Below are 24,159 nucleotides of genomic sequence, written 5' to 3'. Positions count from 1 at the left end.
ACGATCTACTGTGGGAGCCAGCCTGCTGGCGAAGAGGCCTTTAACCTCACCACAAAATCTCAATCCTGCAGCTGTTCAACCTCAATCCCCAACCGCCGATAATCCTCGGCACTGCCCGACGCCAGATGCCGCTCGGTAATCAACGTATGCACCCGGCTGCACGGCGCCACCACAAACGGCTCCACCGCCCCCAGCTTGTCGGCGGTGGTCACGGCAATCACTTGTGCCGCACTGTCGAACAACGCCTGCTTCACCGGCACTTCATCGAAATACAGCGAACTCAACCCCACCTCCGGATGAATCGCACACACCCCGGTGAACAACAGGTCAGCCTTGATGCTTTGCAGCAGTCGCACCGTCTCGTGGCCACTGACCGACATTGTCGCCAGATTCAACTGCCCGCCCGCCAGAATCACCTTGATCCCCTTGTATTCCGCCAGGGTGATCGCCGTCATCGGTGATGTGGTCACAGCAGTGATCGAAATATCCGAGGGCAACGAACGGGCGATCTGCAAGGTGGTGGTGCCGGAATCAAACAGCACGATCTGACCGTCCTTCACCCGTCCGGCCGCCAGCTGCGCGAGGCTGGTTTTCACCTCGTCGGTTTCACTGATCCGCGTGAAGTAATCCTTGCCAGTGTCCTTCGGTCGCGGCAGCGCCCCGCCATGCACCCGCTGCACCAGCCCGGCATTGTCCAGCTCCGCCAGATCGCGACGGATGGTGTCTTCGGACACCGCAAAGTGCTGGCTCAACTCGGACGCCATGACCTTGCCGTCACGTTCGAGGATTAGCAGGATTTTCTGCCGACGCAGGGAGGGAAGCTCGGAAGCGGAATGATCGTGCATGGTTTTGCCTGTTTGTGCTTGTAGTTGCAGGTTTGGCGAGCCTAACCAATGCATCTGCCAAACACAAACCGGCTGATATCAATTGTTTCGATCTTTGAAATCATGAAGCCGAATTTTTTCTTTGCTTTCAGCCTGTTCACAATGGCACCACTTCAACAAGGCTCAGGATGAACAACTCATGAATCTCAATTTTGCGTTTGCGTGCATGATCGTCGTGTCGTTTGCGATTGCGTTGGGGCATGCGTGATTCACACCGACGCCGCCAGCACGTGGTGAAGGATTTGCGGCGCACCTCTAATTGCCTTATCTCGTGTTTTCCTGTCGGCTGCCAGGCAGCCCAGGCTCACAATCACGTCACAACAGATCAATCTTCTTCGGGCGCGAAGAACTTGACGACAAACTCCCCGCCCCGCTCGTTCAACAAAATGATCCGAGAGCAATTCCAGCACCTGAGAAGCATGTCGGACTCTGCAAACAGCTTGTCGACGAGTTGATGGGCGGACATTGCATTTCCATCCGGCAGATCAAGCGCATCCTCTGAAGCCACCAGAGATACACCCGTCCCGCAATACCAGTTTTTGTGAACCAGCTCATCACATTTGCACCGAACCCATGACCCCATGACCTACCTCAAGACACAAAAAAGTAAACGGTGCACCGATCAAACCTCTTCCCGCGCTCTACGCACCTGCACCAGCAACGCCGGCGCAAAGTGCAGCACCACCATCCGCACCAGATGGTGAGTCAGGATAAACACCACGTTCAACCCGCCCCCAAACGCCACGATGGCAATGGTCTCGATTGCCCCCGGCATGTAGGCCAGCCACAGCGACAACGCATCACTCCCCAACAACCGCGCCGCCACTTCGGCGAACCCCGCCGCAACCAGAATCATCAAACCCACCGACACCAGTGCGGTGCGGCCATGACGTCCCAGTTCCGCAAGACCAAGGCCCTGGAAGCGTGAGCCGATCCGCACACCGAGAATCAACGCCGCCAGATTCAGGCTCCAGTCCGGCATGTGAAAACCGTGCAGCCATCCCGATTTCAAGAACACGGCCGTCAGGATAATCGCCGTCAACATGAACGGCGCCGGCACGCCAATCGCCAGCAGCAATCGACCGACCACAATGCTCGAAACAATCAGCGAGAACACGGTCAACGCCATGCCCGTGGACAGCGGATCGACCTCGGCAACCGCGACCGCTGCTTGGCCGGGAATCAGCAAACTCACCAGCACCGTGATCAGCAGCAAACGCATCAAATGCACGATGATGACCTTGCTCGACGCTTGATGCGATTCCAGCAAATCAAACACCGCCGCCAGCGCTCCCGGATAGACCGCCAGCAGGGCATCAGTGCGATTCCACCCTGCCCCGCGCGCCAGCCACCAGGCGGACAGCGCCACTTGTACTGTCAGGCACAGCAGCAACAGGCCGAGGCTTGGCAGCATTGTCGAGACGGTCGCACTGTCCCAGGCCTCGAACATCAAGCCTGTGGCGATGCCGAGAGTGACCTGGATGTAACCCAAGCCATATGGGGTCCTGGGTGAAAAACTGAACTTGGTAGCGGCAAGTGCCGTAACCAGGATCGAGCCCAACAGCAACCCGTGGGGCACGCCCTCGAACTGCAACAGCGCGCCGAATCCGGCAGCGATCAACAGACACAGAATGGATTTCATGGTCGCCTTCCTGGCTATTCAAATGACGTCAGGCGCGCAACCGTCCAATCGCCCGCCGATACTTTTCGATCCGCTCCAGATCCTCCCAGCTCGGCGAGGCAATCCGCGACAGGTCGCTGTTCTCTTCCAGATCCGCCAGTTTCACCACCCGCCCGATCGGGTTCTGCGCGGCGCGCTCGACGAAGTCCTCGTAGGACTCGCCGGGCACTTTGGTCACCGATTCGATGGCTGACAGCACGGCTTCGCTGAAGCCTTCCTTGCGCAAATCATCCAGGCTGATGCCGCAATCCTCGACCACATCGTGCAGCACCGCGACGATGCGTTCTTCCAGGCTGCTCATGCGCAGCATGACTTTCAGCGGATGCAAAATGTACGGCGCACCACCCTTGTCTACCTGCCCTGCGTGGGCTGTGGCGGCAATGGCGATGGCGCGTTCCAGAGTCTGGGTCATAGGGGGAAACCTCGGGTCAGACGCCGTACCGGCCGCCAATATAGAAATGACGCTTGAACCAGCGCCCGATTGCCTGCAAACGCCCGGTCGGCTGCGCCGGCTCGGCGTAGCGCTGGAGAATCAGCGAGACCAGATCAGCCTGACTCTCTCCCGGATGCGCATCCAGCAACTCGGCCACCCACGCGCAATTGGCCTTCTTCAAATGCTCGCGCCACTCCCCGGGCCAGCCATCCAGCTCATCCAGTGCCAGCCACCGCGCACCACCCTGTTCGACATGCCCGCCGCCAATCGATTGCTCGAAACAGAACGGCGTCGCCGGTCGGGACAGGTCGATGCTGAAGATGTAGATATCCTGGGTTTTGTGCTGCGGCGTGGGGGCGTTGTTGCGGCTGCCGATCTGAATCATGCGCGGGTCCATCCCTGGCGAGGCGTTACAAACTGTTTCATGTATACCTTCACGGATTCACCCCGCCATGGCAAATCAAAAATCAACTGAACTGCACCCATCAACGTCCGGAGACGCTCCAAAATTTCCGCCCTGCACATAGGCCGTCCATGAACTTTTCTTTAAAATGATGTCAATGCGATATCGCTGTTTGCCTTCAGGCATACGGCACCGCTCAGCGTCAGGCTGTTTCCTGACAATCATGGAAGTACCCCGATGAGACTGATTCTCGTGATGTTATTGATGTTGAGTGGCTACGCACACGCCGGTTGTGAAAACATCAAAGACGATGACCAACGCAACTATTGCAAGGCCAAGGAAGGCTGGGGCGGCTGCCAGAACATCAAAAATGATGACATGCGCAACGCCTGCAAATCCGAAGCCGAAGGTAGCGATAGCTGTGGGAATATCCGCGACGATGATCAGCGCAACCTCTGCAAAGGCAAGAGAGGCATCGACAGCTGCACGAACATTCACGACGATGACCTGCGTAACTTGTGCAGGGCACAACAAGGTCGGGGTGGCTGCCAGAACATCAAAAACGATGACATGCGCAGAGATTGCAGAGCCACGACCAATGGCTGAAGGTTGCCGCTGACGCCGCAGCCACCAGGAGTCACTCCGGTCCGGTCATCTCGAGAATGATGTTTGCCTGCCTCTGGCACGAGGCCGGCACTCGGGATTGACCGCCCCGGTATACTCCCCCGCCATGCTTGCCCTGCATGACGCCTCAACCTGGAAAGGACACCGATGAGCAGTATTCCACTCTCCGAACAGATGGGCGCAATGGCCTTGGTCGATGAGTTGCGCCATCAGCGCAAACAGGTTCAGGAACACCTCGACCTGCCGCGACGCCGAGCCGAAATTGCCGAGCACATTCGCACCTATTACCAGAACCACAACATCGCATTCGACGACAACCTGATCGAGCAAGGCGTGCGTCAGGTGTTTGCGCGTCGCCTGCTGTTGGAAATACCGCCCACGGGTGCCATCGACACCTGGCTGATCAACTTGTTAGTCCGGCGTTCCAGTGTGTTCAAAACGCTGCGAACCTCTGCCCTGGTGCTGTTGGTCATTGCCTTCGCGGTCTACAAATTCACCAGCCCGACGGTTTACAGTCCGGCCGAAGTGCGCAAGGTCAGCACCGCCGCCGCGATGGTCCGCGATGATCGCAAAAAGCTGTTCCTGGAAGTGGACAAGCAGCGTGGCGCCGTAGAGGCCCTGGCTCGAAGGCTGGCCGAACAACCGGACCCGCACGCCAGCGTATTGCTGCAGCGCGCCCGAAGTGCGTTGCCGGCTACCGACGTGCGTACGTCTATCGGCCTTTCCGAACCCGTGACATCGGCAAACGCGGGCGCGATCGATACCCGCGTCAAAGAACTCGAGGAGGGCCGGTATGCGATCAACCGGTCTCTGAGCGATGTTGAAAACAACGTGAAGTACGCCCGACGTATCCTCGACACTCGCAATGACCTTAAAACAATGCTGCAAGACCCGCAGTTTGCCATCGGGATTGCCCACTCCAGCAATCTGGATCAGCGCCTGGCGGAAATCGACCAGTTGCTCAAGCAAGTCAACGACTACGACAGTCACCAGGATGCACAAGATGCGTACAACGATCTGCGTAGCGATCTCTGGGACTATGAACAAGACATGCTCAAACTGCAGTCGAAGCGCTACCGCTCGCTGAAAGAGCGCATCGCCTCCCGCTGGGTACCGGATGAAATCCGAACCCAGTTGCGCAGAAAAGTCGAAGTCATCCACCAGGTCCTGAAAGCCGGTGACTCGACGGCCGCCGAGCGAAAAATCAATCATCTGATCAGCTCGATGAAAGATGCAGGCTACTGGCGCCGCTGGGGTGGTTCGGGAGAATGACAGATTGAAAAGGACACCCCCCATGAGCAGCACCGCACTCTCCGAGCAACTGACGGCGATGGCGTTCATCGACAAACTGCGCCATGAGCAAAAGCAGATTCAGGATCATCTGGACCTGCCCAGCCGCCGCGCGGACATCGCCGAGCGCATCCGCGCCTACTACATCAGCAACGCCATCGAGTTCGATGACAAACTGATCGAACAGGGTGTGCGGCAATTTTTCGCCCATAGATTGACGCTGGAAACACCGGCGCTCAACGGGTTCGATGCGTGGCTGGTCAAGTGGCTCTGCCGCCGCGGCGCTTCGCCGGCGAGCGTCAAACCGGCAAACAGACGCCGGTGGCCGCTCATGCTGCTGATCCTGTTATCCAGCGCGCTGACCCTGTGGGCGACTCACCACTACAAGGATGCCGGGAGAGTTGACGGCGTCGTCAAAAATGCCGGGACGTTGCGCGACAGAAGTTTCCAGTTGAACGAGAAAATGCAGTCAATCACCAAACGTCTCGCGGTGTTGCGCAAGAGCAACGCCGAGCACCCGAACGCGAACGTCGGCCGTTTGCTCCAGCATGCGCAGTCCAGAGTGCCCGCCAGCGCTTTTCGCACGGATCTCGGGGTGGATATAAAAATCACCAAGGACAATCTGGACCTGATGGAATCGCAGGTCATGGCACTCAACGCGCAGCAATGGCGGTTCGAAGCCGACTCTGAACAGATCTACATCGACATGAAGTATGCCGGTGCAATCATCTGGATGCGCCAGACCCTGCGTGACATCCGCCAGGACCCGAAGAATGTCGCCAGGATCGAACAGTCCAGCAGTCTGAAACAGCGACTGACCCTGCTCGGGCAACAGCTTGAGCGTATCAACAACGAGAAGGCTTACGGCGATGCGTTCTCCACGTTCCGCGATATCGACGATGAGCTGTTTGGCCTCAGTCTATAAACCACCGACTGCCTGGCCCCCTCACGAAAGGACTCCTGATGCGCAGCATTTCACTCTCGGAACAAATGAAGGTCGTAGCCCTGATCGACGAGCTGCGGTATCAGCGCAAACAGGTCCAGGAGCACCTCGACCTGCCCCGCCGTCGCGCAGAAATCGCCGAGCGCATCCGTGCCTATTACCTGAGCCAGGACCTGCCCGTGGACGACGACCTGATCGAACAGGGTGTGCATCAATTCTTTGCCCGGCGCTTGATCCTCGAGACGCCGCCAACCCATCCTGTCGACTCGTGGCTGATCAGAACGCTGGTTGATCGGCAGATGCTGGCCGGTCGCATTCGACGCCTGCTGCCCCGGTTCGGGATCCTGCTGCTGTTGGGAGTCGTACTCGGGGGTGGCGTGCTGTTGCAAAAGCAGTGGGCTTCCGGCGGGGACGACCTGAAGCTTATTGAAGTCAAATTAGCTGCGCATAACTTGTCCGGCAGTCTGCGCGATCAGAACACAGAGCTTGAGAAGCTTCGGACGCTGCTGGCAAAGGTTCAGCACGAAAACGCACAACAGCCGGACGAAACCGCGACCCGCCTGCTCCAGCGTGCCGAACAGAAACTCCCGGCTCGCGGCCTGCAGACCGATATCAGCAGTAACACCCAAGTCACCCGCGATAACGTCCTGGCCCTGGACTCGCAGATCAACGACCTTGAGCGGCAACGTCTGCAATTGAATCGGGACACCTACGCGGCCGACAAAGACATCCAGCGCGCCAGCGGTATTCTCGGCATACGCCGAAAGGTCCAGGAATTACTGAAAGATCCGAAACGTGCCGCCGCCATTGCCCAGTCGAGCAACCTCGATGAACGCCTGGCCGAGATTGATCTGGCGCTGAAAAACATGGATGACGATCAGGGGGCGGCGAATGCCGCTTACTGGGAGCTGTCGCGTGATCTGTTCGGCGATACCAGCCTGTTGGAGTTGCAGACCAGCCGCTTCCAGGGCTTGCGGGCACGGATTGAGCGCAAGGAATTTCCAGCAGAACTACGCGAATCCTTGCAGTCGCGCCTGCAGGAAATCGAAACCGACCTGAACAAGGGCGACTCGAACGCCGCCGAGAAAAAAATCACTCAGACACGACAAAAACTCAGGGCAGCAGGCTATTGGTCGCTGTATTGACCAGGCCGACTTTCAGCCTGCAATTTCTTCCCTTGACCCGCGACTCAACAGGTACAGCAATGACCTCAACCACCCAGAACAAGGCGTCATCGACCAGTCAATCGACCGCCAGACAGACGCCGGCCCACAGTGCCAAAGACTACGAAGACATCCGCCAGGAATGCAGGGAAAAACTGCGCGCCTACAGTGAGAACGAAGCCTATGTCTTCCTGCGTGATCGGGCCTATGGCACCGACCAATACGCGTTCGGTTTTCTCCAGCGCTGGCTCGACGGCCTGCTGGCCAAACGCATCAACTACGCTGGCAACCGCCAGAACGAGCTGATGCTGCTGGCGATGCAGGCGCGTAATGAAGAGCTGCACGGCAAGCCTGCCCGCTGAGCGTTAATGCTTGCCCACACACAGAACAGACGACACCACGTAAGGACACTCGATGACCAACTACCTCGAACGGGCACTCACGGGTCTGCGCACGATCGGCATCAACCTGTTTCAACCGGTTCACGATGCACCAGTGCTGGTACTGCTCGACCGCGTCGCTCAGTACGACAACAGCAAAGTCACCGCCATCGCTTCGGTACTGCAGCAGTCGACCGCGTTCAACAGCATGGTCCGCGAGCAGATTGAAGGCATGGACATTTCCACGCGCTTCATGGACATCACCCAGCGCTTCACCTCGATCCGTGAAGACGCTTCGTCCATGGCCGAATGGATGGACGACGGCCGCCTCGACACCCTGGAAAAACTCAAGCTGAACTGGATGAACCTGCGCCGCGGCTCGATTCCCAGCCGCTTCAATGACATTCGCGAAAGCTACTTGCAGGTGTGCAAATCGGCCAATGACCAGATTACCCGGGAAAGCGTGGTGCTTGAGGCGTACATGGATTTCCGGATGGCGATGAAAGCCGCCGAAGTCGACGCCCAGCAAATTCTGGCTGTGGCCGGCAAAGTGCTGGAGCAACGCACTCAAGCGCTGAACGACGCCAGTGCTCTGGTCTCCGCTGCCGAGACTTCCGAGCCGGCCCGGCGCGCCAGTCTGGAGCTGCAACGCGATGAAGCCGTACGTGCCTTGCAGGATGAAGACAAGCGCTACCAGATCGTCAAGGACATCGCCGATGATTTGAAGGTCGGGTACAACACTGCTGAAATGGTGTTTGCCCGGATCAATCAGGTGCATGTGATCAAGGAACGCCAATATCAGCGCATGGTCTCGTTCTTCTCCACCAACGAAGTGGTACTGACCGGCCTCGCCGTATCCTTCACCAGCAACAGCGGCCTGGCCGAAGCGACCCACACACTCAACGCCACCACCGAAGGCATCAGCAAAGGGCTCGAAACGCTGGGCTCTGCCGGCAATCAACAGATTGAAGCCGCGGTCAAAGCCAGTTACGGCTCGACCATCAAGGTCGATTCGGTTCGCGCACTTGCCGATGCGACCCTGAGCTTCCAGACCGACATGCAGAGCCTGACCGACAGCTACCGCGCCGAATCAAGCAATGCCGCCCGTGACATCGCCGATGCAGTGGAAGATGCCAAACGCAAGTTTGCAGCGCTGCTGAGCAAGGCTGCCTGACGTTTGCGATGCAAAAAACGCCGATGCCCGGCTGGGCATCGGCGTTCATGCACATCGAATGACGTTGAAGATTTACGCCCATGAAAAAGGGACACACCGGGTGTCCCTTTTTTTCGTTCGGGGTTTGCGGATCAATCAACGTCACCTTTTTCTGTCACCTTTTCTCTTGCAAAGCAGACTTAGTAATCGGGAGCAAACACCACAATGACTTTCAACTTATCCGAAGCCGCGCAAAACTCCTTTTTCAAGGCAGCCGGATTTCTTATATGACCGTCCGGATCATACACAAAAAATATAATTGTCTTGCACGCCGTGTGCGACTGATACCTGGCGATATCAAGAATCAACTCATCACCAAGCGAGCGATCACTCATACTCGCTCGTGCCATCTTGACTTCCACAACTAGTTCCTCATCGGGAATCGAGAAGTCTACCCTTGACCCTCCACCCAGGACGTTTGGCGCGATATCCTCTGATTTGACATTTGAAAAATACATTCTCAACAATGCGAAAACCAGATACTGAACATCGTACTCATCCTCCACCAAAAGTGCCGGACGATTACGCTTGCGTACACTCAAGTCTTTCGCGAAACGATGGAATTTCCGAAGAAGCAACTCTACACGCTCTTCCACGCTCAAGTTACTGGAGGCGTTTTCACCCGTTTCAAAAGCAAAGAAGTTCCTTAACACATCTTCTTCAAACTCAATCTGCGCCGCAGGCGGCTTCCAAAGAAGAAAATACCAGCCAAACAACAAAATACAGGCTTCAATGATCAAAAACACAACCAGGTGAACGAAGTTCAAACTCAACCTGTAAACACTCTCATACTTGTATTTATGCCCTCCTCCAGACCTTTCTCCCGACACAGGAACAAGATTAAGGTCAAACTTTACAACCACACCTTTAAAACCCTGAACCCCATGAAGGTCATACTTTACAAAATCATTTTCACTTAAAAACCCTTCATTATAAGAAGCGAGCTTTTCAAACTGCCCATTCGTGATCGATTGATACTCCTTCGAGGTCACAACACCCACCACTGCCGAGTTTGTGATATCGACTTCTTCAAATACTGGATAAATCCAGAGCGAATAGGCCATCAACGTCAGAAAAAAAGAAAAACACAACAAACCTTTCGAGAAACGATTGAGTCGCCTTGTATTAAGTATGACAGCTGGAGTTGATCTGTCTTTACTTACGATCCCTAACAAACCAGCAATTTTCCCAAGCAAGACTCACCCCAATTACAATTTCAATCAAAACCCAATGACTCAACAATCCGAAAACCCGTCAAGAATGTTTTCGTCGCTTTCATTTCAATCAATCGCCACGTCCACTTTCTCAAGACCTTACACGTGGAAGCCGCAGCAACGAGGGCAATAAATCACGTGCCTTTATCGCGAGCCTTAGCGATTATCTTCGCTCTCGCCCTAAATGATGGCATATAGACATCGCCAAATTTATCACATGAACCGAAACGGGGTACTGAAAATCAGGTACAAAAAAACCGCACTTCTGCGGTTTTTTATAGATCACTCGAAAGCGCTACGAAAAATCAGACTCAGAAATTCGCTGGCGTATTCGCACTGATAATCTCCGCCTCATCCGCCCCGATATTCCGGAACTTGTGCGGCAGCGTCGTCGGAAAGTAATACCCGTCCCCCGCACTCAACACGCTCACCTGCCCGTCCACCGTCAACTCGACCGTGCCACGGGTGACAAGCCCACACTCCTCGCCTTCCGCGTGAACAATCGGCTCTTCGCCGGAACTCGCGCCCGGCGCGTATTGCTCGCGCAGCAGGCGCATCTGGCGACTTGGGACCGAGGCGCCGATCAGCAGCAGGCGCAGGCCGTGGCGGCCGAGGTCGGGTTGTTCGTTGGCGCGGAAGACGTATTGGTGTTCGCGGGGCGGCTGGTCGAAGGTGAAGAAGTCGGCCAGGGACATCGGGATGCCTTCGAGCAGCTTTTTCAGTGAGCTGACGGAAGGACTGACACGATTCTGTTCGATCAGGGAGATGGTGGCATTGGTCACGCCGCTACGCCGGGCCAGCTCGCGCTGGGAGAGTTTGTAGCTTTCGCGTACTAGTTTGAGTCGAGAACCCGTATCCATGACAGCCTTATGTGAGAACGACTTAAGGGTAATGGGGGTGGGTGGCGGGTGCCGCGCAAGGCGCGCGGATCACGTTGCTCCCGTGTCCCGGAACCGTGAAAGGCGGCTATTAAATCACGTTTGTCGGTGTTGCTCAGCAGGTTCGATGGACGGCACATGAAAAAGCCGGCAGCGCCCTTTTCGGGGGCGCCGCCGGCGAGGTAAATCAGATGCCGAAACGGTCGCGCAGCGAGTAATACACCGCGCCGAGGGCGGTCAGCGGGGCCGAGAAGGTACGGCCGCCGATCATCGGCATGTGTGGCAGCGAGGCGAAGGCGTCGAAGCGTTCGGCGTCGCCGCGGATCATTTCCGAGATCAGTTTGCCGGCCAGGTGCGAGCAAGTGACGCCGTGACCGCTGTAGCCCTGCATGTAGTAGGCGTTTTTCTCGATGCGGCCGAATTGCGGCATGCGGGACATGGTCAGCAGGAAGTTGCCGGTCCAGCGATAGTCGATTTTCACGTCCTTGAGCTGCGGGAAGGTCTTGAGGATCTTCGGGCGGATCAGGGTTTCAATGTCGTCCGGTTCACGGGCGCCGTAGACCACGCCGCCGCCGTAGAGCAGACGGTTGTCGGCGGTGAGGCGGTAATAGTCGAGCAGGTAGTTGCAGTCTTCGACGCAGTAGTTGTTGGTGATCAGGCTGCGGGCCTGCTTTTCGGTCAGCGGTTCGGTGACGCAGATCTGCGAGCCGCACGGCATGCTCTTGGCCGTCACGCGGTTGTCGAGGCCTTGTGGCAGGTAGGCGTTGCCGGCGATCAGCAGGTACTTGGCGCGGACCTGGCCTTTGGCGGTGCGCACGACGTTGGGCTCGCCGTATTTGATTTCTACCGCAGCGGACTGCTCGTAGATCTTGCCACCCAGACGCACGATGGCCGCAGCTTCACCGAGGGCCAGGTTCAGCGGATGGATGTGGCCGCCCTGCATGTCCAGCAGGCCGCCGACGTAGGCGTCGGAGCCGACTTCGCGGCGGATGTCCGCAGCGTCGAGCATCTTCAGGTTTTTATTGCCGTAACGTTCCCAGCTGCGCTTTTGCTCGGCGAGGCCCTTGAGCTGCTTGTTGTTCATCGCCGCGAAAATGCCGCCCGGGCGGTAGTCGCATTTGATGTCGTATTCCTTGATGCGCGAACGGATGATGTCGGCGCCTTCGAAGATCATGCTGCCGAGGATTTCCGCGGTCTTGTCGCCGTAGCGCTCTTCGATCACGTCGACGTCGCGGCTGTAGGAGTTGACCAGTTGACCGCCGTTGCGACCGCTGGCGCCATAGCCGACTTTCGCCGCTTCCAGCACCGTCACCTTGTAGCCGGCTTCGCTCAGGAACAGCGCCGAAGACAGGCCGGTGTAGCCGGCGCCGATGATGCAGACATCGCACTCCACCGACTCTTCGAGGACCGGAAAATCGATCACTTCGTTGCGGGTGGCGGCGTAGTAGCTGTTCACGTGTTGTTGTTTCATTTTTTATTCTCCGAGGGTCGCCGGTTGCAGGCGACCACCGCTGTAAAAGAGTCAGAGCTTGATCCAGGTCGCTTTCAGCTCGGTGTACTTGTCGAACGCGTGCAGCGATTTGTCGCGACCGTTGCCCGACTGTTTGAAACCACCGAACGGCGCGGTCATGTCGCCGCCGTCGTACTGGTTGACCCACACGCTGCCGGCGCGCAGGCCACGGGCGAAGGTGTGGGCCTTGCTCAGGTTGCTGGTCCAGACCCCGGCGGCGAGGCCGAAGATGCTGTCGTTGGCGATCTGCAGCGCTTCCTCGACAGTGTCGAAGGTGATCAGCGACAGCACCGGGCCGAAGATTTCTTCCTTGGCGATGGTCATGGCGTTGGTCACGCCGTCGAAAATCGTCGGCTCGACATAGGTGCCGCCGGTTTCTTCGAGGGTGCGGCGGCCACCGGCGATCAGCTCGGCGCCCTGCTCCCGGCCGATGCTGATGTAGCGCAGCACGTTGTCCAGTTGCCGCTGATCGACCACGGCGCCGACGGTGGTCGCCGGGTCGAGGGCATGACCCGGTTTCCACGCTTGCAGCGCTTCCACCAGCAGCGGGATGAATTGTTCGCGGATCGAACGCTCCACCAGCAGGCGCGAGCCGGCGGTGCAGACTTCGCCCTGGTTGAACGCAATGGCGCCGGCCGCCGCTTGTGCTGCCGCGCGCAAGTCCGGTGCGTCGGCAAACACCACGTTCGGGCTCTTGCCCCCTGCTTCGAGCCAGACGCGTTTCATGTTGCTTTGGCCGGCATAAATCATCAGTTGCTTGGCAATCGCCGTGGAGCCGGTGAAGGCCAGCACGTCGACGTCCATGTGCAACGCCAGCGCCTTGCCGACGGTGTGGCCGAAGCCTGGCAGGACGTTGAACACGCCTTTCGGAATACCCGCATCCAATGCAAGTTGCGCAATGCGGATCGCGGTCAGCGGGGATTTTTCCGAAGGCTTGAGGATGAACGAGTTACCCGCCGCCAGCGCCGGGGCGAATTTCCAGCTGGCCATGATCAGCGGGAAGTTCCACGGCACGATGGCCGCGACTACGCCCGCTGGCTCGCGGGTTACCAGGCCGAGCTGGTCGTGCGGAGTGGCGGCGACTTCGTCGTAAATCTTGTCGATCGCTTCGGCGCTCCAGCGGATCGCGTTGGCGGTCGCCGGGATGTCGATGCTCATCGAGTCGCTGATCGGTTTGCCCATGTCGAGGGTTTCGAGCAGCGCCAGTTCTTCCTGGTGTTGCAGGATCAGGTCGGCGAAGCGGATCAGGATGCGCTTGCGCTCGGCCGGGGCCTTGTTGGCCCACACGCCGGAATTGAAGGATTGGCGCGCGACTTCGACGGCGAGGTTGGCGTCGGCTTCATCGGTGCTGGCGACGGAGGCCAGGAAACGGCCGTCGACGGGGCTCAGGCATTCGAAGGTATCGCCGCTGATCGCGGGGCGGTATTCGCCATTGATGAAGGCACGGGATTCGAGGGTCAGGGACTGGAAGCGTTGTTCCCAGTCGTTGCGGGTCATGGTCATGGGGGTGACTCACACAGAGAAAGAGGTGACCGCCGCTCACATGGGAGCGGCGGTGCTTGCGAGGTAAGCGCTCGAGCGTCAGACGGTATGCAGATACCAGTTGTACTCAAGGTCAGAGATCGAGTTTTCGAACTCGGCCAGCTCGCTTTCCTTGCACGCGACGAACACGTCGATGTACATCGGGTCGATGTAGCGGGCCATGACTTCGCTGTCGTCCAGCTCACGCAGGGCGTCGCGCAGGTTGTTCGGCAGGCTCTGTTCGTTCTGCTCGTAGCTGTTGCCTTCGACCGGGGCGCCCGGTTCGATCTGGTTGGTCAGGCCGTGGTGAATACCGGCCAGCACCGAAGCCATCAGCAGGTACGGGTTGGCGTCGGCGCCGGCGACACGGTGCTCGATGCGCACGGCGTCGGCCGAACCGGTCGGCACACGGACGGCCACGGTGCGGTTGTCGATGCCCCAGCTCGGCGAGTTCGGTACGTAGAACTGTGCGCCGAAGCGTCGGTACGAGTTGACGTTCGGGCACAGGAAGGCCATTTGCGCAGGCAGGGTCTCCAGCACACCGCCGATCGCGTGGCGCAGCGCGGCGTTCTGCTCGGGATCCTCGCTGGCGAAGATGTTGTTGCCTTCCTTGTCCAGGATCGAAATGTGCACATGCAGACCATTGCCCGCCTGGCCCGGATACGGCTTGGCCATGAAGGTGGTGTCCATTTCGTGGTCGTAGGCGATGTTCTTCACCAGGCGCTTGAGCAGGACGGCGTAGTCGCACGCTTTAACTGGGTCGGAAACATGGTGCAGGTTGACTTCGAACTGCGCCGGGGCGCTTTCCTTGACGATGGCGTCAGCAGGAATGCCCTGCTCTTTCGCGCCTTCGAGGATGTCTTGCAGACAGTCGACGTATTCGTCGAGATCGTCGATCAGATAAACCTGAGTCGATACCGGACGCTTGCCGGAGACTGGCGAGCGTGGCGACTGTGGACGGCCGTTCACGTTGTCCTGATCGATCAGGTAGAACTCGAGTTCGAACGCGGCGCAGATGGTCAGGCCCAGTTCGTCGAATTTGCGCACCACGTTGGCCAGCACTTCACGGGGGTCGGCGAAGAACGGCTCGCCTTCCAGTTCGTGCATGGTCATCAGCAGTTGAGCGGTCGGACGCTTCTGCCAGGGTTCGATGCTCAGGGTGCCAGGGATCGGGTAGCAGATACGGTCGGCGTCGCCGATGTCCAGGCCCAGACCGGTGCTTTCCACCGTGGAGCCATTGATGTCGAGGGCGAAAAGCGAGGCCGGCAAGTTGATGCCTTTTTCGTACACCTTATGAAGACTGGTGCGCTCGATGCGCTTGCCGCGCACCACACCGTTCATGTCTGCAATCAGAAGGTCGACGTACAAAACCTCAGGATGTTTCTTAAGGAATGCGTTTGCTTCGTTGAGTTGAACGGCACGCAGAGGGACCGACATGATGCACCTATTTAGCTGTTAATTATTATGTTCACTGCTGTTTCGCGGAGCCAGTCAACCCGAACGGCAAAGTGAAGTCAATAGCGAACACCTGGCCGTTCAGCGTTTATTTTTCGGGCTTTTTTTAACACTCTCGTGCCAACACAGGCGCCAGAGCCCCGGTTTTGATGACGATTTGATGAACGGCGTTTAGAATTTTTTACATGGGAGTTGTTAATTAAAATCAACGAGGCTAAGCTCCGGAAAAGCTCGTTCAAGTGTCAAACTTCGAGGTGAATAAAAATGGCATTCAAGCCATTGATCGGCGTTACTGCGTGCGTCAAACAGATTGGCCTGCACCCCTACCACATCAGCGGCGACAAGTACGTTCGCGCTGTCAGCGTTGCGGCGCTGGGGTTGCCCGTCGTCATTCCTTCCCTTGGCAAACTGACTGAAATCGAAGACCTGCTGGGTCAACTCGACGGTCTGTTGCTGACCGGCTCGCCGTCCAATGTGGAACCTTTCCACTATCAGGGCCCGGCCAGCGCTCCCGGCACGGATCACGATCCGGCGCGGGATGCCACTACCCTTCCTCTATTGCGTGCAGCCATCGCGGCGGGCGTTCCGGTACTCGGCATCTGCCGGGGCTTCCAGGAAATGAACGTGGCGTTCGGCGGCAGCCTGCACCAGAAGGTGCATGAGCTGCCGGGCATGCTCGATCACCGCGAAGCCGACAGCCCGGATGTCGCCGTGCAATACGCCCCGGCCCACGCCGTGTCGGTACTGCCCGGCGGCGTGTTCGAAGCGCTGGAGCTGCCGGGTGAATTCCAGGTCAACTCGATTCACAGTCAGGGCATCGACCGCCTCGCTCCCGGCCTGCGCGCCGAAGCCGTGGCGCCGGACGGCCTGATCGAGGCGGTCTCGGTGGAGCACAGCCCGACCTTCGCCCTCGGCGTGCAATGGCACCCGGAATGGCAGGTGCTGGACAACCCGAACTACCTGCGGATCTTCCAGGCGTTCGGCGAGGCCTGCCGCCAGCGTGCGGCGCGACGCAACCAGCGCTGACGCCACCCAACGATTGCAAAACCTTTTACTGCCCCCGCGGGGTCGGCGGCTGCGCGCTTGCGCATCCGTCATCCGCGATCAGCAACACACCGCGAAAACAAAAAGCACCACCCGGCAGCCAGGACGGCGGCGCCGAACAACCCGCACGGTGCGGGTCTGCAATCCACTCTTAAGCCAGGCCGCGTTGGCCCGGCGACTGAAACCTGTTGGGAGTTTCACATGGCAAACGCCTCCAGCACTTACAGGAAGGCTCTTGAAGGTCATCAGCAACCGAAAAAGGTTCTGGTGAAAGTCGATCGAGTCACCAAGAAGTTCGACGAAACCACCGCTGTGGACGACGTGTCCCTGGAGATCCATCAGGGCGAAATCTTCGCCCTGCTCGGCGGCTCCGGCTCGGGCAAATCGACCCTGCTGCGCATGCTCGCCGGTTTCGAACGGCCGACTGAAGGACGCATTCTGCTCGACGGTGTCGACATCACCGACATGCCGCCGTACGAGCGGCCGATCAACATGATGTTCCAGTCCTACGCCCTGTTCCCGCACATGACGGTCGCGCAGAACATCGCCTTCGGCCTCAAGCAGGACCGTTTGCCGGCCAGCGAAATCGACGCCCGCGTCGAAGAAATGCTGCGCCTCGTCCACATGACCCAATACGCCAAGCGCCGCCCGCATCAACTGTCCGGCGGCCAGCGTCAGCGCGTGGCCCTCGCCCGCTCGCTGGCCAAGCGTCCGAAGCTGTTGCTGCTCGACGAACCGATGGGCGCGCTGGACAAGAAACTGCGTTCGCAGATGCAGCTGGAATTGGTCGAAATCATCGAGCGCGTCGGCGTGACCTGCGTGATGGTGACCCACGACCAGGAAGAGGCCATGACCATGGCCGAGCGCATCGCGATCATGCACCTGGGCTGGATCGCCCAGATCGGCAGCCCGGTCGACATCTATGAAGCACCGGTCAGCCGCATGGTCTGCGAATTCATCGGCAACGTGAACGCCTTCGACGGCACCGTGGTCGAGGACCTTGAAGGTCACGCGATCATTCACAGCCCGGACTTGCAGCAAAAGATCTACGTCGGTCATGGCGTCAGCACCTCGGTGCAGGACAAGTCGATCACCTACGCGATCCGCCCGGAAAAAATGCTGGTCAGCACGATCAAGCCGGAGACCCGCTACAACTGGTCCGAAGGCAAGGTGCATGACATCGCCTACCTCGGCGGCCACTCGGTGTTCTACGTCGAATTGCCGAGCGGCAAGATCGTCCAGTCGTTCATGGCCAACGCCGAACGCCGTGGCGCGCGGCCGACCTGGGACGACAAGGTCTACGTCTGGTGGGAAGACGACAGCGGCGTGGTACTGCGCTCATGAGAACCTTCAATCAGCAATTCCTGCGCCTGGTGCCCAGCGGGCGAAAGTTCGTCATCGGCATCCCGTTCATCTGGCTGTTCCTGTTCTTCATGCTGCCGTTCTTCCTGGTGATGAAGATCAGCTTCTCGGAAGCCGCGCTGTCGATCCCGCCGTACTCGGAGATCTACACCTACGCCGAACAGAAATTCCAGCTGTTCCTGAACATCGGCAACTACACCATGCTCGGCGAAGACGAGCTGTACCTGTCGGCCTACCTCGGTTCGCTGAAGGTTGCGGCACTGAGCACGATGATGTGCCTGGTGATCGGTTTCCCGATGGCCTACGCGATCACCAAGGCCAGCAAGGAAGCGCAAAACGTCCTGCTGCTGTTGATCATGATGCCGACCTGGACCGCGATCCTGATCCGCGTTTACGCGTGGATGGGCATCCTCAGCAACAACGGTCTGCTCAATGCGTTCTTGATGTGGACCGGGCTCACCGATCACCCGATCGAGATCCTCAACACCAACACGGCCGTGTATATCGGCGTGGTTTACGCCTATCTGCCATTCATGGTGCTGCCGCTCTACGCCAACCTGGTGAAGCACGACGGCAGCCTGCTGGAAGCCGCGCAGGATCTGGGTTCGAGCAACTTCAACAACTTCTGGAAAATCACCGTGCCGCTGGCCAAGAACGGCATCATTGCCGGCTGCATGCTGGTGTTCATTCCGGTGGTGGGCGAGTTCGTGATTCCAGAACTGCTGGGCGGCCCGGAGACCCTGATGATCGGTCGCGTGCTGTGGCAAGAGTTCTTCAATAACCGCGACTGGCCGGTGGCGTCCGCCCTGGCGGTGGTGATGCTGTTGATCCTGATTGTGCCGATCCTGCTGTTCAACCGCAGCCAGGCCAAAGAGATGGAGGGACGGGGATGAAACGCTTCGGATTTTCAAAGTTCATGCTGATCTTCGGCCTGATGTTCATCTATCTGCCGATGCTGATTCTGGTGATCTACTCGTTCAACGCCTCGAAACTGGTGACGGTCTGGGGCGGCTGGTCGGTGAAGTGGTACGTCGGCCTGCTCGACAACACGCAACTGATGGGCTCGGTGGTGCGCTCGCTGGAAATCGCCTGCTACACCGCTGTCGCCGCAGTGGCGCTGGGCACCCTCGCCGCGTTCGTGCTGACCCGCGTGACGCGCTTCAAGGGTCGTACGCTGTTCGGTGGTCTGGTGACCGCGCCGCTCGTTATGCCCGAGGTAATTACCGGTCTGTCGCTGTTGCTGCTGTTCGTGGCGATGGCGCAACTGATCGGCTGGCCGCAGGAGCGTGGCATCGTCACGATCTGGATCGCCCACACCACGTTTTGTGCCGCTTATGTGGCGGTGGTAGTCTCCGCCCGCTTGCGTGAGCTGGACCTGTCGATCGAGGAAGCGGCGATGGATCTGGGCGCGAAACCGTTCAAGGTGTTTTTCCTGATCACTATCCCGATGATCGCCCCGTCGCTGGCGGCGGGCGGCATGATGTCGTTCGCCCTGTCGCTGGATGACCTGGTGCTGGCGAGCTTCGTCTCCGGCCCGGGTTCGACGACCCTGCCGATGGAAGTGTTCTCGGCGGTGCGTCTGGGCGTGAAGCCCGAGATCAACGCCGTGGCCAGCCTGATTCTGCTGGCGGTGTCGCTGGTGACCTTCCTGGTCTGGTACTTCGGCCGCAAGGCAGAAGCCAACCGCAAGCGGGCGATTCAAGAAGCGATGGATCAGACCGCCAACGAATCGTGGCAGCAACCGCAACCTCAACGAGTGGCAGCGACAGCCTGAGTACCGGGTGGCGAGGGAGCCTCTCCCCCGCCACCGATTCACTGAAATTCCGCTTTGTGTTTTTGAATAAAGCTTTTGAATAAAAAGAATGGAGTTGTACCGATGAAAATGTTTGGCAGGACTCTGCTGACACTGTCCTTATTGGGCGCAATCGCCACGGGCGCCCAGGCCAACGACAAGGTGCTGCGCGTTTACAACTGGTCGGACTACATCGCCCCGGACACCGTCAAGAAGTTCGAAGACGAGACCGGCATCCGCGTGACCTACGATGTGTTCGATAGCAATGAAACCCTCGAAGCGCGTCTGCTCGCGGGCAAGTCCGGCTACGACATCGTGGTGCCGTCCAACAGTTTCCTGGCCAAGCAGATCAAGGCCGGGGTCTACCAGACCCTGGACAAATCGAAGCTGCCGAACTGGATGAATCTCAACCCGGTGCTGCTGAAAAACGCCTCCGCCAGCGATCCGGGCAACGCCCATGCGTTCCCGTACATGTGGGGCTCGATCGGCATCGGTTTCAACCCGGCCAAGGTCAAGGAAGTACTCGGCAAGAACGCGCCGACCAACTCCTGGGACCTGCTGTTCAAACCGGAGAACGCCGAGAAGCTCAAGGCTTGCGGCATCAGTTTCCTCGACTCGCCGACCGAAATGATCCCGGCGGCCCTGCACTATCTGGGCTATCCGGTGAACGACAAGGACACCGCGCACATCAAGGAAGCCGAGGCGCTGTTCATGAAGATTCGCCCGAACGTGGCGTACTTCCACTCGTCGAAATACATCTCGGACCTGGCCAACGGCAACATCTGCGTGGCGGTCGGTTACTCCGGTGACGTGCTGCAGGCCAAGGCCCGCGCGGTGGAATCGGGCAACAACGTGGTGATCGATTACAGTATTCCCAAGGAAGGTGCCGGCAGCTTCTACGACATGGTCGCCATCCCGCGCGATGCGGCGAACGTCGAGAACGCTTACCTGTTCATGGACTTCCTGATGCGTCCGGACATCATCGCCGAGATCACCAACAGCAACGGCTACAGCAACGCCAACGCCGCCGCCACGCCACTGGTGGACGAAGCGATCCGCAACGACCCGGGCTCATACCCGTCGCAGGAAGTGATGGCCACGCTGTACGCGGTGCCGGATCAACCGATTGCCACGCAACGGATCATGACCCGGGGCTGGACCCGCGTGAAACTCGGCAAGTAAACACACATCAATTTCCGTTCACGCAGCGCCTTACCACCGCTGCACCCTCGCTCTGAACGGCCTCACCTGGCCTCCCTCGGTTCAGGTGAATTCAGGCGCCCTCGGGCGCCTTTTTTTGTGGGCTCAGGTCAGCGGCCAATCCTGAACAATTCGATAACGACCCTTGTGGGATTCGAACAGCGCAAAGCGTTCGGCCCGCAAGAAGAACTCCGGCGGCGTCGCAGATTCCGGCTCCGGAGCGCGATAGTCCCGGGCCAGCGTCAGGTGTGGACGGTACTCACGCGTCGCCTCTTCAAAACCGAACGGCAACATCGCCTGCTCCAATCCATAAACCAGCCGCAACAAACCCGCAGGTGCCTGTTCCGGCGCCAGCGACAACACCCCGGCGCGATGCCAGACCTGCAACCGGTCCAGCGAAATCCTCAGCGCCTCGCCCGGCGTGCGCACTTTCGCGGCCGCCTCACAGACTTCAGCAATCTGCGCCAACGGCACTGCGCCGAGAAACAGCAGCGTCAGGTGAAAGTTGTCCGCCGGCACCGGTTTGCCGGTACGCAGTCCCAGTTCGCTGCGCCACTGGGCAATCGCCTTGCGCTGTGCCGGTGGGCAGTCCAGGGCGAAGAACAGCCGCTTGAACGGTTGATCCCCGCGTGTTTCGTCCGTCACGGCCACGCTCCTTTGTTCGTCGAGATCCCTGGATTCTACACGCCCGTTTCTGGCGACTCTCAGCATGGGGTTTATAGTTCAACGATTGCCATCAACCGGAGGACATCATGCGCGAGATCCTCAGCAAAGAACCCTGGTGGGCTCGGCCACCGAATCCCGGACAGGATGAAAGCGAACTGGAATGGGGCTGGCTGGTGCATTACAGCGAGGGAGAACCGCGTTTCGAATTCGTGCGCGAGCGGCCGACGGACGAGCAGATTCGCAACCGCAAAGGCTGCCGGATCACCCCGTCGGCGGAGTGATCCGGCTGTTCTGCCTCAAGACTCGAGAATGTTCTTGAAGCCACCGAAGATCATCCGCATCCCATCGAATGGCATCGGATTGACGTCCGGCTGCATGCGCGGGTCTTCCATCATTTTGCCCATGCCGGCGTCGCGGGTGGCCTTGTCCGGCCAGACCAGCCAACCGGCCGACACGGTTTCGCCTTCCTTGAGTTTCACCGCCATCGGGAATGAGGTGACCTTGCCGTCCGGCACGTCATCGCCCCAGCCTTGAACCACCTCCAGGGCGCCGTATTCCTTGAACAGCTTCTCGGCGATTTCGCAGTGTTTTTTGTACTGTTCGCGATTGGCGTTCGGAACGGGTGCAACAAAAACATCGATGTAAGCCATGGTCGTGCTCCTGCGGGTTTAGGGATTGATCTGCTGAGTAGTCGACTCAGGCGGCCGCCATTCGACAGGTGTGGCGCCCAATCCGACCGACGGTTCATCGCCCCTGCCCAGATTGCCCTCGACCTGCGCCGCCATGTGCAACGTACCGGCCATCACACCGGTCGTCGGGTTCTGCACCAGTTTCAGCCAGGCCTTGTCGAACGTGTTGCCCAGGCTGCTGCGGATCAGTGCTTCGCTGTCCGGACGATCATTGGCCTGAAGGATGGCGCGGATGCCCGCCACGCCGACCGAGATCACCCCACCGACGAGTTTGCCTGCCGCCGCCGCCACCGCGCTGGCCGCGCCCCGAGGGGCCATCTCCGCTTCCATGCGCTGGCTGGCACGCTTGGCCACCGGGGCCATGCCGGCATCGGTCGAGGCGATGCCCTTGGCCCCGCCTTCGGTGTGGATCTTGTCGATCAGCGCGGCATAGGCCGGCAAGGTGTTCAACGGCTCGGTGCTGACGACCTGATACAGCGAGGCATCCCGGGCCGGCGGTGGGCCGAGGGCAATGGCGGGGATTTTCTGCAAATGCCCGTTGAGCTGGGCGACGGGCACGCCATAGCGCTGGGCGATGACCGGCATCTGCTGTGCCATCAGTTGCGCGTAGAACGCGGTGGACTGGGCGAGGATCGCGTCCGGGTCGATCTCCTGAGCCACCGGCACCAGCACCCGCTCCTGATATTGCTCCAGCAAATAGGCAGCCAGACGCTTGGATGAGGCGTCCTGCTCGCCACCGGCACTGAGGGTGTACCAGCTGACTTTCATCGACAGCCATTCCTGGGTCCAGTAGCTGCTGAACCACGGGATGAATTTTTCTTCAGTTTGCTCGTAGACCCGAATGCGCCAATGTTCCATCGAACCGCGGGCAAAAGCCTTGACCTGTTCGGTGGACTGCCGGGAAGCCACAACGATATCCCGGTCGATCTGCTGCCAGGTGGCCGGCGAAACCACCACCGCCGGCGCGCTCGCCGGGCCCCGCGCCGAACTCGCGCAACCGGCCAGCAACATCAGTGCGGCGACGATCAGCGCACGCAGGTTCACGGTGGCGGTGTCCTTTGGTGGGTCAGATCTGGAGGTAACGACTTGAGTATAGGTGCGGGTTTCAGCCGTTTGTCCGGTTGTATCGATCCTCGATCCGGGCGCGGGATTTCAGCTTTTTTTCCAACCATCACTGACGTCGATGATCACCATTACGACGATTGCCTTCCGCATCAGACGCGTCCGGCGCAGAATTCACCCATCCGAGACACACACCACGAGGAGTTCACATCATGAGTCATACCGTTACCCTCGCCGTGAGCTTCCCGGTCTTCGGCAACAACTATTACGACCAGCACCCGGTGTCGCTGAAGACGCAGCCGCTGGTGTTCAACGAAGATTTCGAAGATCTGCTGATGCCCGCCGCGAGCAATCATTTCAGCAATGAAGTGGTGGGCCTCAACGATCAGTTCCGTTTTCTGAGCGACATACTCGCCACCCATTTGCTGGACATCGAGGCCTCCGTGCCTGCGCGATCCAGCGTCCGGGCGAACGCTCATTTTTAATGCCAAGGGGCGTTCCCGTGAGGGAACGCCCCTTTTTTCTCATCACTGGTCGTCGTTATCGCCGCGATGATAGCGACGCCCGTCGCGACGGTCGTAGTCGCGATCATCCCAACGCCGGTCATGGTCGTAATAACGGCCATGGTCGCGGTCGTAATGCCGGCCATGGCGGTAGTCATCATCAAAGTCCGCCACACAACCGCCCAGCAGTACGGCGGCAGAAACTGTCAGCAACAGGCTTGTTGCACGCATCATTCAGAATTTCCCTAA

At 59.0% G+C, this 24,159-nt stretch carries 26 protein-coding genes; 13 read left to right on the top strand and 13 right to left on the bottom strand.

Features of this window, described 5'->3' with window-relative positions; genetic code table 11:
* Positions 1–59: 59 nt before the first annotated feature.
* From DLD99_RS11345 to DLD99_RS11330, 4 genes are all read right to left on the bottom strand, one after another.
* On the bottom strand, positions 60–845 hold the full coding sequence (locus DLD99_RS11345; RefSeq protein ID WP_085708644.1) for a DeoR/GlpR family DNA-binding transcription regulator: 786 nt from the start codon (positions 843–845) through the stop codon (positions 60–62).
* Between the two features lie 661 nt (positions 846–1,506).
* Positions 1,507–2,526 (bottom strand): AbrB family transcriptional regulator, encoded by a 1,020-nt coding sequence (locus DLD99_RS11340; RefSeq protein WP_114882247.1) that lies wholly within the window; start codon positions 2,524–2,526, stop codon positions 1,507–1,509.
* Positions 2,527–2,554: 28 nt separating this feature from the next.
* Positions 2,555–2,977: an HD domain-containing protein gene (locus tag DLD99_RS11335; RefSeq protein ID WP_085607498.1), complete on the bottom strand. Its 423-nt coding sequence runs from the start codon at positions 2,975–2,977 to the stop codon at positions 2,555–2,557.
* A 16-nt stretch (positions 2,978–2,993) separates the two neighbouring features.
* Complete coding sequence (locus tag DLD99_RS11330; protein ID WP_114886646.1) at positions 2,994–3,383, bottom strand: hypothetical protein; 390 nt, start codon at positions 3,381–3,383, stop codon at positions 2,994–2,996.
* 255 nt (positions 3,384–3,638) lie between these two features.
* Here DLD99_RS11330 and DLD99_RS11325 point away from each other — a divergent pair, with 255 nt between their 5' ends.
* The 6 genes from DLD99_RS11325 (at position 3,639) to DLD99_RS11300 (ending at position 8,975) form a co-directional block, all read left to right on the top strand.
* Positions 3,639–4,007, top strand: coding sequence for a hypothetical protein (locus DLD99_RS11325; protein ID WP_085708648.1), 369 nt, complete (start codon positions 3,639–3,641; stop codon positions 4,005–4,007).
* 165 nt (positions 4,008–4,172) lie between these two features.
* A complete protein-coding gene (locus DLD99_RS11320) occupies positions 4,173–5,297 on the top strand; it encodes a DUF6384 family protein (RefSeq protein ID WP_114882246.1) in 1,125 nt (374 codons plus the stop codon).
* 22 nt (positions 5,298–5,319) lie between these two features.
* Positions 5,320–6,240 (top strand): DUF6384 family protein, encoded by a 921-nt coding sequence (locus DLD99_RS11315; RefSeq protein ID WP_114882245.1) that lies wholly within the window; start codon positions 5,320–5,322, stop codon positions 6,238–6,240.
* Between the two features lie 38 nt (positions 6,241–6,278).
* Entirely contained in the window at positions 6,279–7,403 is a 1,125-nt protein-coding gene (locus tag DLD99_RS11310; protein ID WP_114882244.1) for a DUF6384 family protein, read from the top strand.
* A 59-nt stretch (positions 7,404–7,462) separates the two neighbouring features.
* Positions 7,463–7,783: a hypothetical protein gene (locus tag DLD99_RS11305; RefSeq protein WP_114882243.1), complete on the top strand. Its 321-nt coding sequence runs from the start codon at positions 7,463–7,465 to the stop codon at positions 7,781–7,783.
* A 52-nt stretch (positions 7,784–7,835) separates the two neighbouring features.
* Positions 7,836–8,975: a merozoite surface protein 3b gene (locus tag DLD99_RS11300; protein ID WP_114882242.1), complete on the top strand. Its 1,140-nt coding sequence runs from the start codon at positions 7,836–7,838 to the stop codon at positions 8,973–8,975.
* 179 nt (positions 8,976–9,154) lie between these two features.
* Here DLD99_RS11300 and DLD99_RS11295 read toward each other — a convergent pair whose 3' ends face one another.
* The 5 genes from DLD99_RS11295 to DLD99_RS11275 all read right to left on the bottom strand — a co-directional run bounded on the left by DLD99_RS11295 (position 9,155) and on the right by DLD99_RS11275 (position 15,574).
* Positions 9,155–10,210, bottom strand: coding sequence for a PD-(D/E)XK nuclease domain-containing protein (locus tag DLD99_RS11295; protein WP_162803473.1), 1,056 nt, complete (start codon positions 10,208–10,210; stop codon positions 9,155–9,157).
* A 329-nt stretch (positions 10,211–10,539) separates the two neighbouring features.
* Entirely contained in the window at positions 10,540–11,088 is a 549-nt protein-coding gene (locus DLD99_RS11290) for a cupin domain-containing protein (RefSeq protein WP_011333561.1), read from the bottom strand.
* A 205-nt stretch (positions 11,089–11,293) separates the two neighbouring features.
* Positions 11,294–12,577: an NAD(P)/FAD-dependent oxidoreductase gene (locus DLD99_RS11285; RefSeq protein ID WP_085686396.1), complete on the bottom strand. Its 1,284-nt coding sequence runs from the start codon at positions 12,575–12,577 to the stop codon at positions 11,294–11,296.
* 51 nt (positions 12,578–12,628) lie between these two features.
* Entirely contained in the window at positions 12,629–14,119 is a 1,491-nt protein-coding gene (locus tag DLD99_RS11280) for an aldehyde dehydrogenase (RefSeq protein WP_114882240.1), read from the bottom strand.
* A gap of 78 nt (positions 14,120–14,197) precedes the next feature.
* Positions 14,198–15,574: a glutamine synthetase family protein gene (locus DLD99_RS11275; RefSeq protein ID WP_085708652.1), complete on the bottom strand. Its 1,377-nt coding sequence runs from the start codon at positions 15,572–15,574 to the stop codon at positions 14,198–14,200.
* A 282-nt stretch (positions 15,575–15,856) separates the two neighbouring features.
* On the opposite strand from DLD99_RS11275, the gene DLD99_RS11270 reads away from it, so the two are divergent.
* From DLD99_RS11270 to DLD99_RS11250, 5 genes are all read left to right on the top strand, one after another.
* Positions 15,857–16,618, top strand: coding sequence for a gamma-glutamyl-gamma-aminobutyrate hydrolase family protein (locus DLD99_RS11270; RefSeq protein ID WP_114882239.1), 762 nt, complete (start codon positions 15,857–15,859; stop codon positions 16,616–16,618).
* 219 nt (positions 16,619–16,837) lie between these two features.
* Complete coding sequence (gene potA, locus DLD99_RS11265) at positions 16,838–17,980, top strand: polyamine ABC transporter ATP-binding protein (RefSeq protein WP_007957110.1); 1,143 nt, start codon at positions 16,838–16,840, stop codon at positions 17,978–17,980.
* 29 nt (positions 17,981–18,009) lie between these two features.
* On the top strand, positions 18,010–18,891 hold the full coding sequence (locus tag DLD99_RS11260; protein ID WP_371321054.1) for an ABC transporter permease subunit: 882 nt from the start codon (positions 18,010–18,012) through the stop codon (positions 18,889–18,891).
* A complete protein-coding gene (locus DLD99_RS11255) occupies positions 18,888–19,772 on the top strand; it encodes an ABC transporter permease subunit (protein WP_085708655.1) in 885 nt (294 codons plus the stop codon). The genes DLD99_RS11260 and DLD99_RS11255 overlap by 4 nt, the downstream gene beginning before the upstream one ends.
* Positions 19,773–19,874: 102 nt before the next feature.
* Positions 19,875–20,972 (top strand): polyamine ABC transporter substrate-binding protein, encoded by a 1,098-nt coding sequence (locus DLD99_RS11250; protein ID WP_114882238.1) that lies wholly within the window; start codon positions 19,875–19,877, stop codon positions 20,970–20,972.
* Between the two features lie 123 nt (positions 20,973–21,095).
* On the opposite strand, the gene thpR is transcribed toward DLD99_RS11250, so the two are convergent.
* On the bottom strand, positions 21,096–21,635 hold the full coding sequence (thpR, locus tag DLD99_RS11245) for an RNA 2',3'-cyclic phosphodiesterase (RefSeq protein WP_114882237.1): 540 nt from the start codon (positions 21,633–21,635) through the stop codon (positions 21,096–21,098).
* A gap of 107 nt (positions 21,636–21,742) precedes the next feature.
* On the opposite strand from thpR, the gene DLD99_RS11240 reads away from it, so the two are divergent.
* A complete protein-coding gene (locus DLD99_RS11240) occupies positions 21,743–21,937 on the top strand; it encodes a hypothetical protein (RefSeq protein ID WP_007957125.1) in 195 nt (64 codons plus the stop codon).
* Between the two features lie 15 nt (positions 21,938–21,952).
* On the opposite strand, the gene DLD99_RS11235 is transcribed toward DLD99_RS11240, so the two are convergent.
* Both DLD99_RS11235 and DLD99_RS11230 read right to left on the bottom strand, forming a co-directional pair.
* The gene (locus DLD99_RS11235; protein ID WP_085708658.1) at positions 21,953–22,306 is read right to left on the bottom strand and encodes a DUF1428 domain-containing protein; all 354 of its coding nucleotides are present in this window, start codon (positions 22,304–22,306) and stop codon (positions 21,953–21,955) included.
* Positions 22,307–22,324: 18 nt separating this feature from the next.
* A complete protein-coding gene (locus DLD99_RS11230; RefSeq protein WP_114882236.1) occupies positions 22,325–23,389 on the bottom strand; it encodes a hypothetical protein in 1,065 nt (354 codons plus the stop codon).
* A gap of 230 nt (positions 23,390–23,619) precedes the next feature.
* On the opposite strand from DLD99_RS11230, the gene DLD99_RS11225 reads away from it, so the two are divergent.
* The gene (locus DLD99_RS11225; RefSeq protein ID WP_114882235.1) at positions 23,620–23,892 is read left to right on the top strand and encodes a hypothetical protein; all 273 of its coding nucleotides are present in this window, start codon (positions 23,620–23,622) and stop codon (positions 23,890–23,892) included.
* Positions 23,893–23,934: 42 nt separating this feature from the next.
* Here DLD99_RS11225 and DLD99_RS11220 read toward each other — a convergent pair whose 3' ends face one another.
* On the bottom strand, positions 23,935–24,144 hold the full coding sequence (locus tag DLD99_RS11220; RefSeq protein ID WP_085708661.1) for a hypothetical protein: 210 nt from the start codon (positions 24,142–24,144) through the stop codon (positions 23,935–23,937).
* Between the last annotated feature and the right edge of the window lie 15 nt (positions 24,145–24,159).

The organism is Pseudomonas kribbensis (assembly GCF_003352185.1).
GTDB classification, from domain to species: Bacteria; Pseudomonadota; Gammaproteobacteria; order Pseudomonadales; family Pseudomonadaceae; genus Aquipseudomonas; species Aquipseudomonas kribbensis.
The sequence above is the reverse complement of the archived record's forward strand: the minus strand, read 5'-3'. Positions and strand labels throughout refer to the sequence as shown.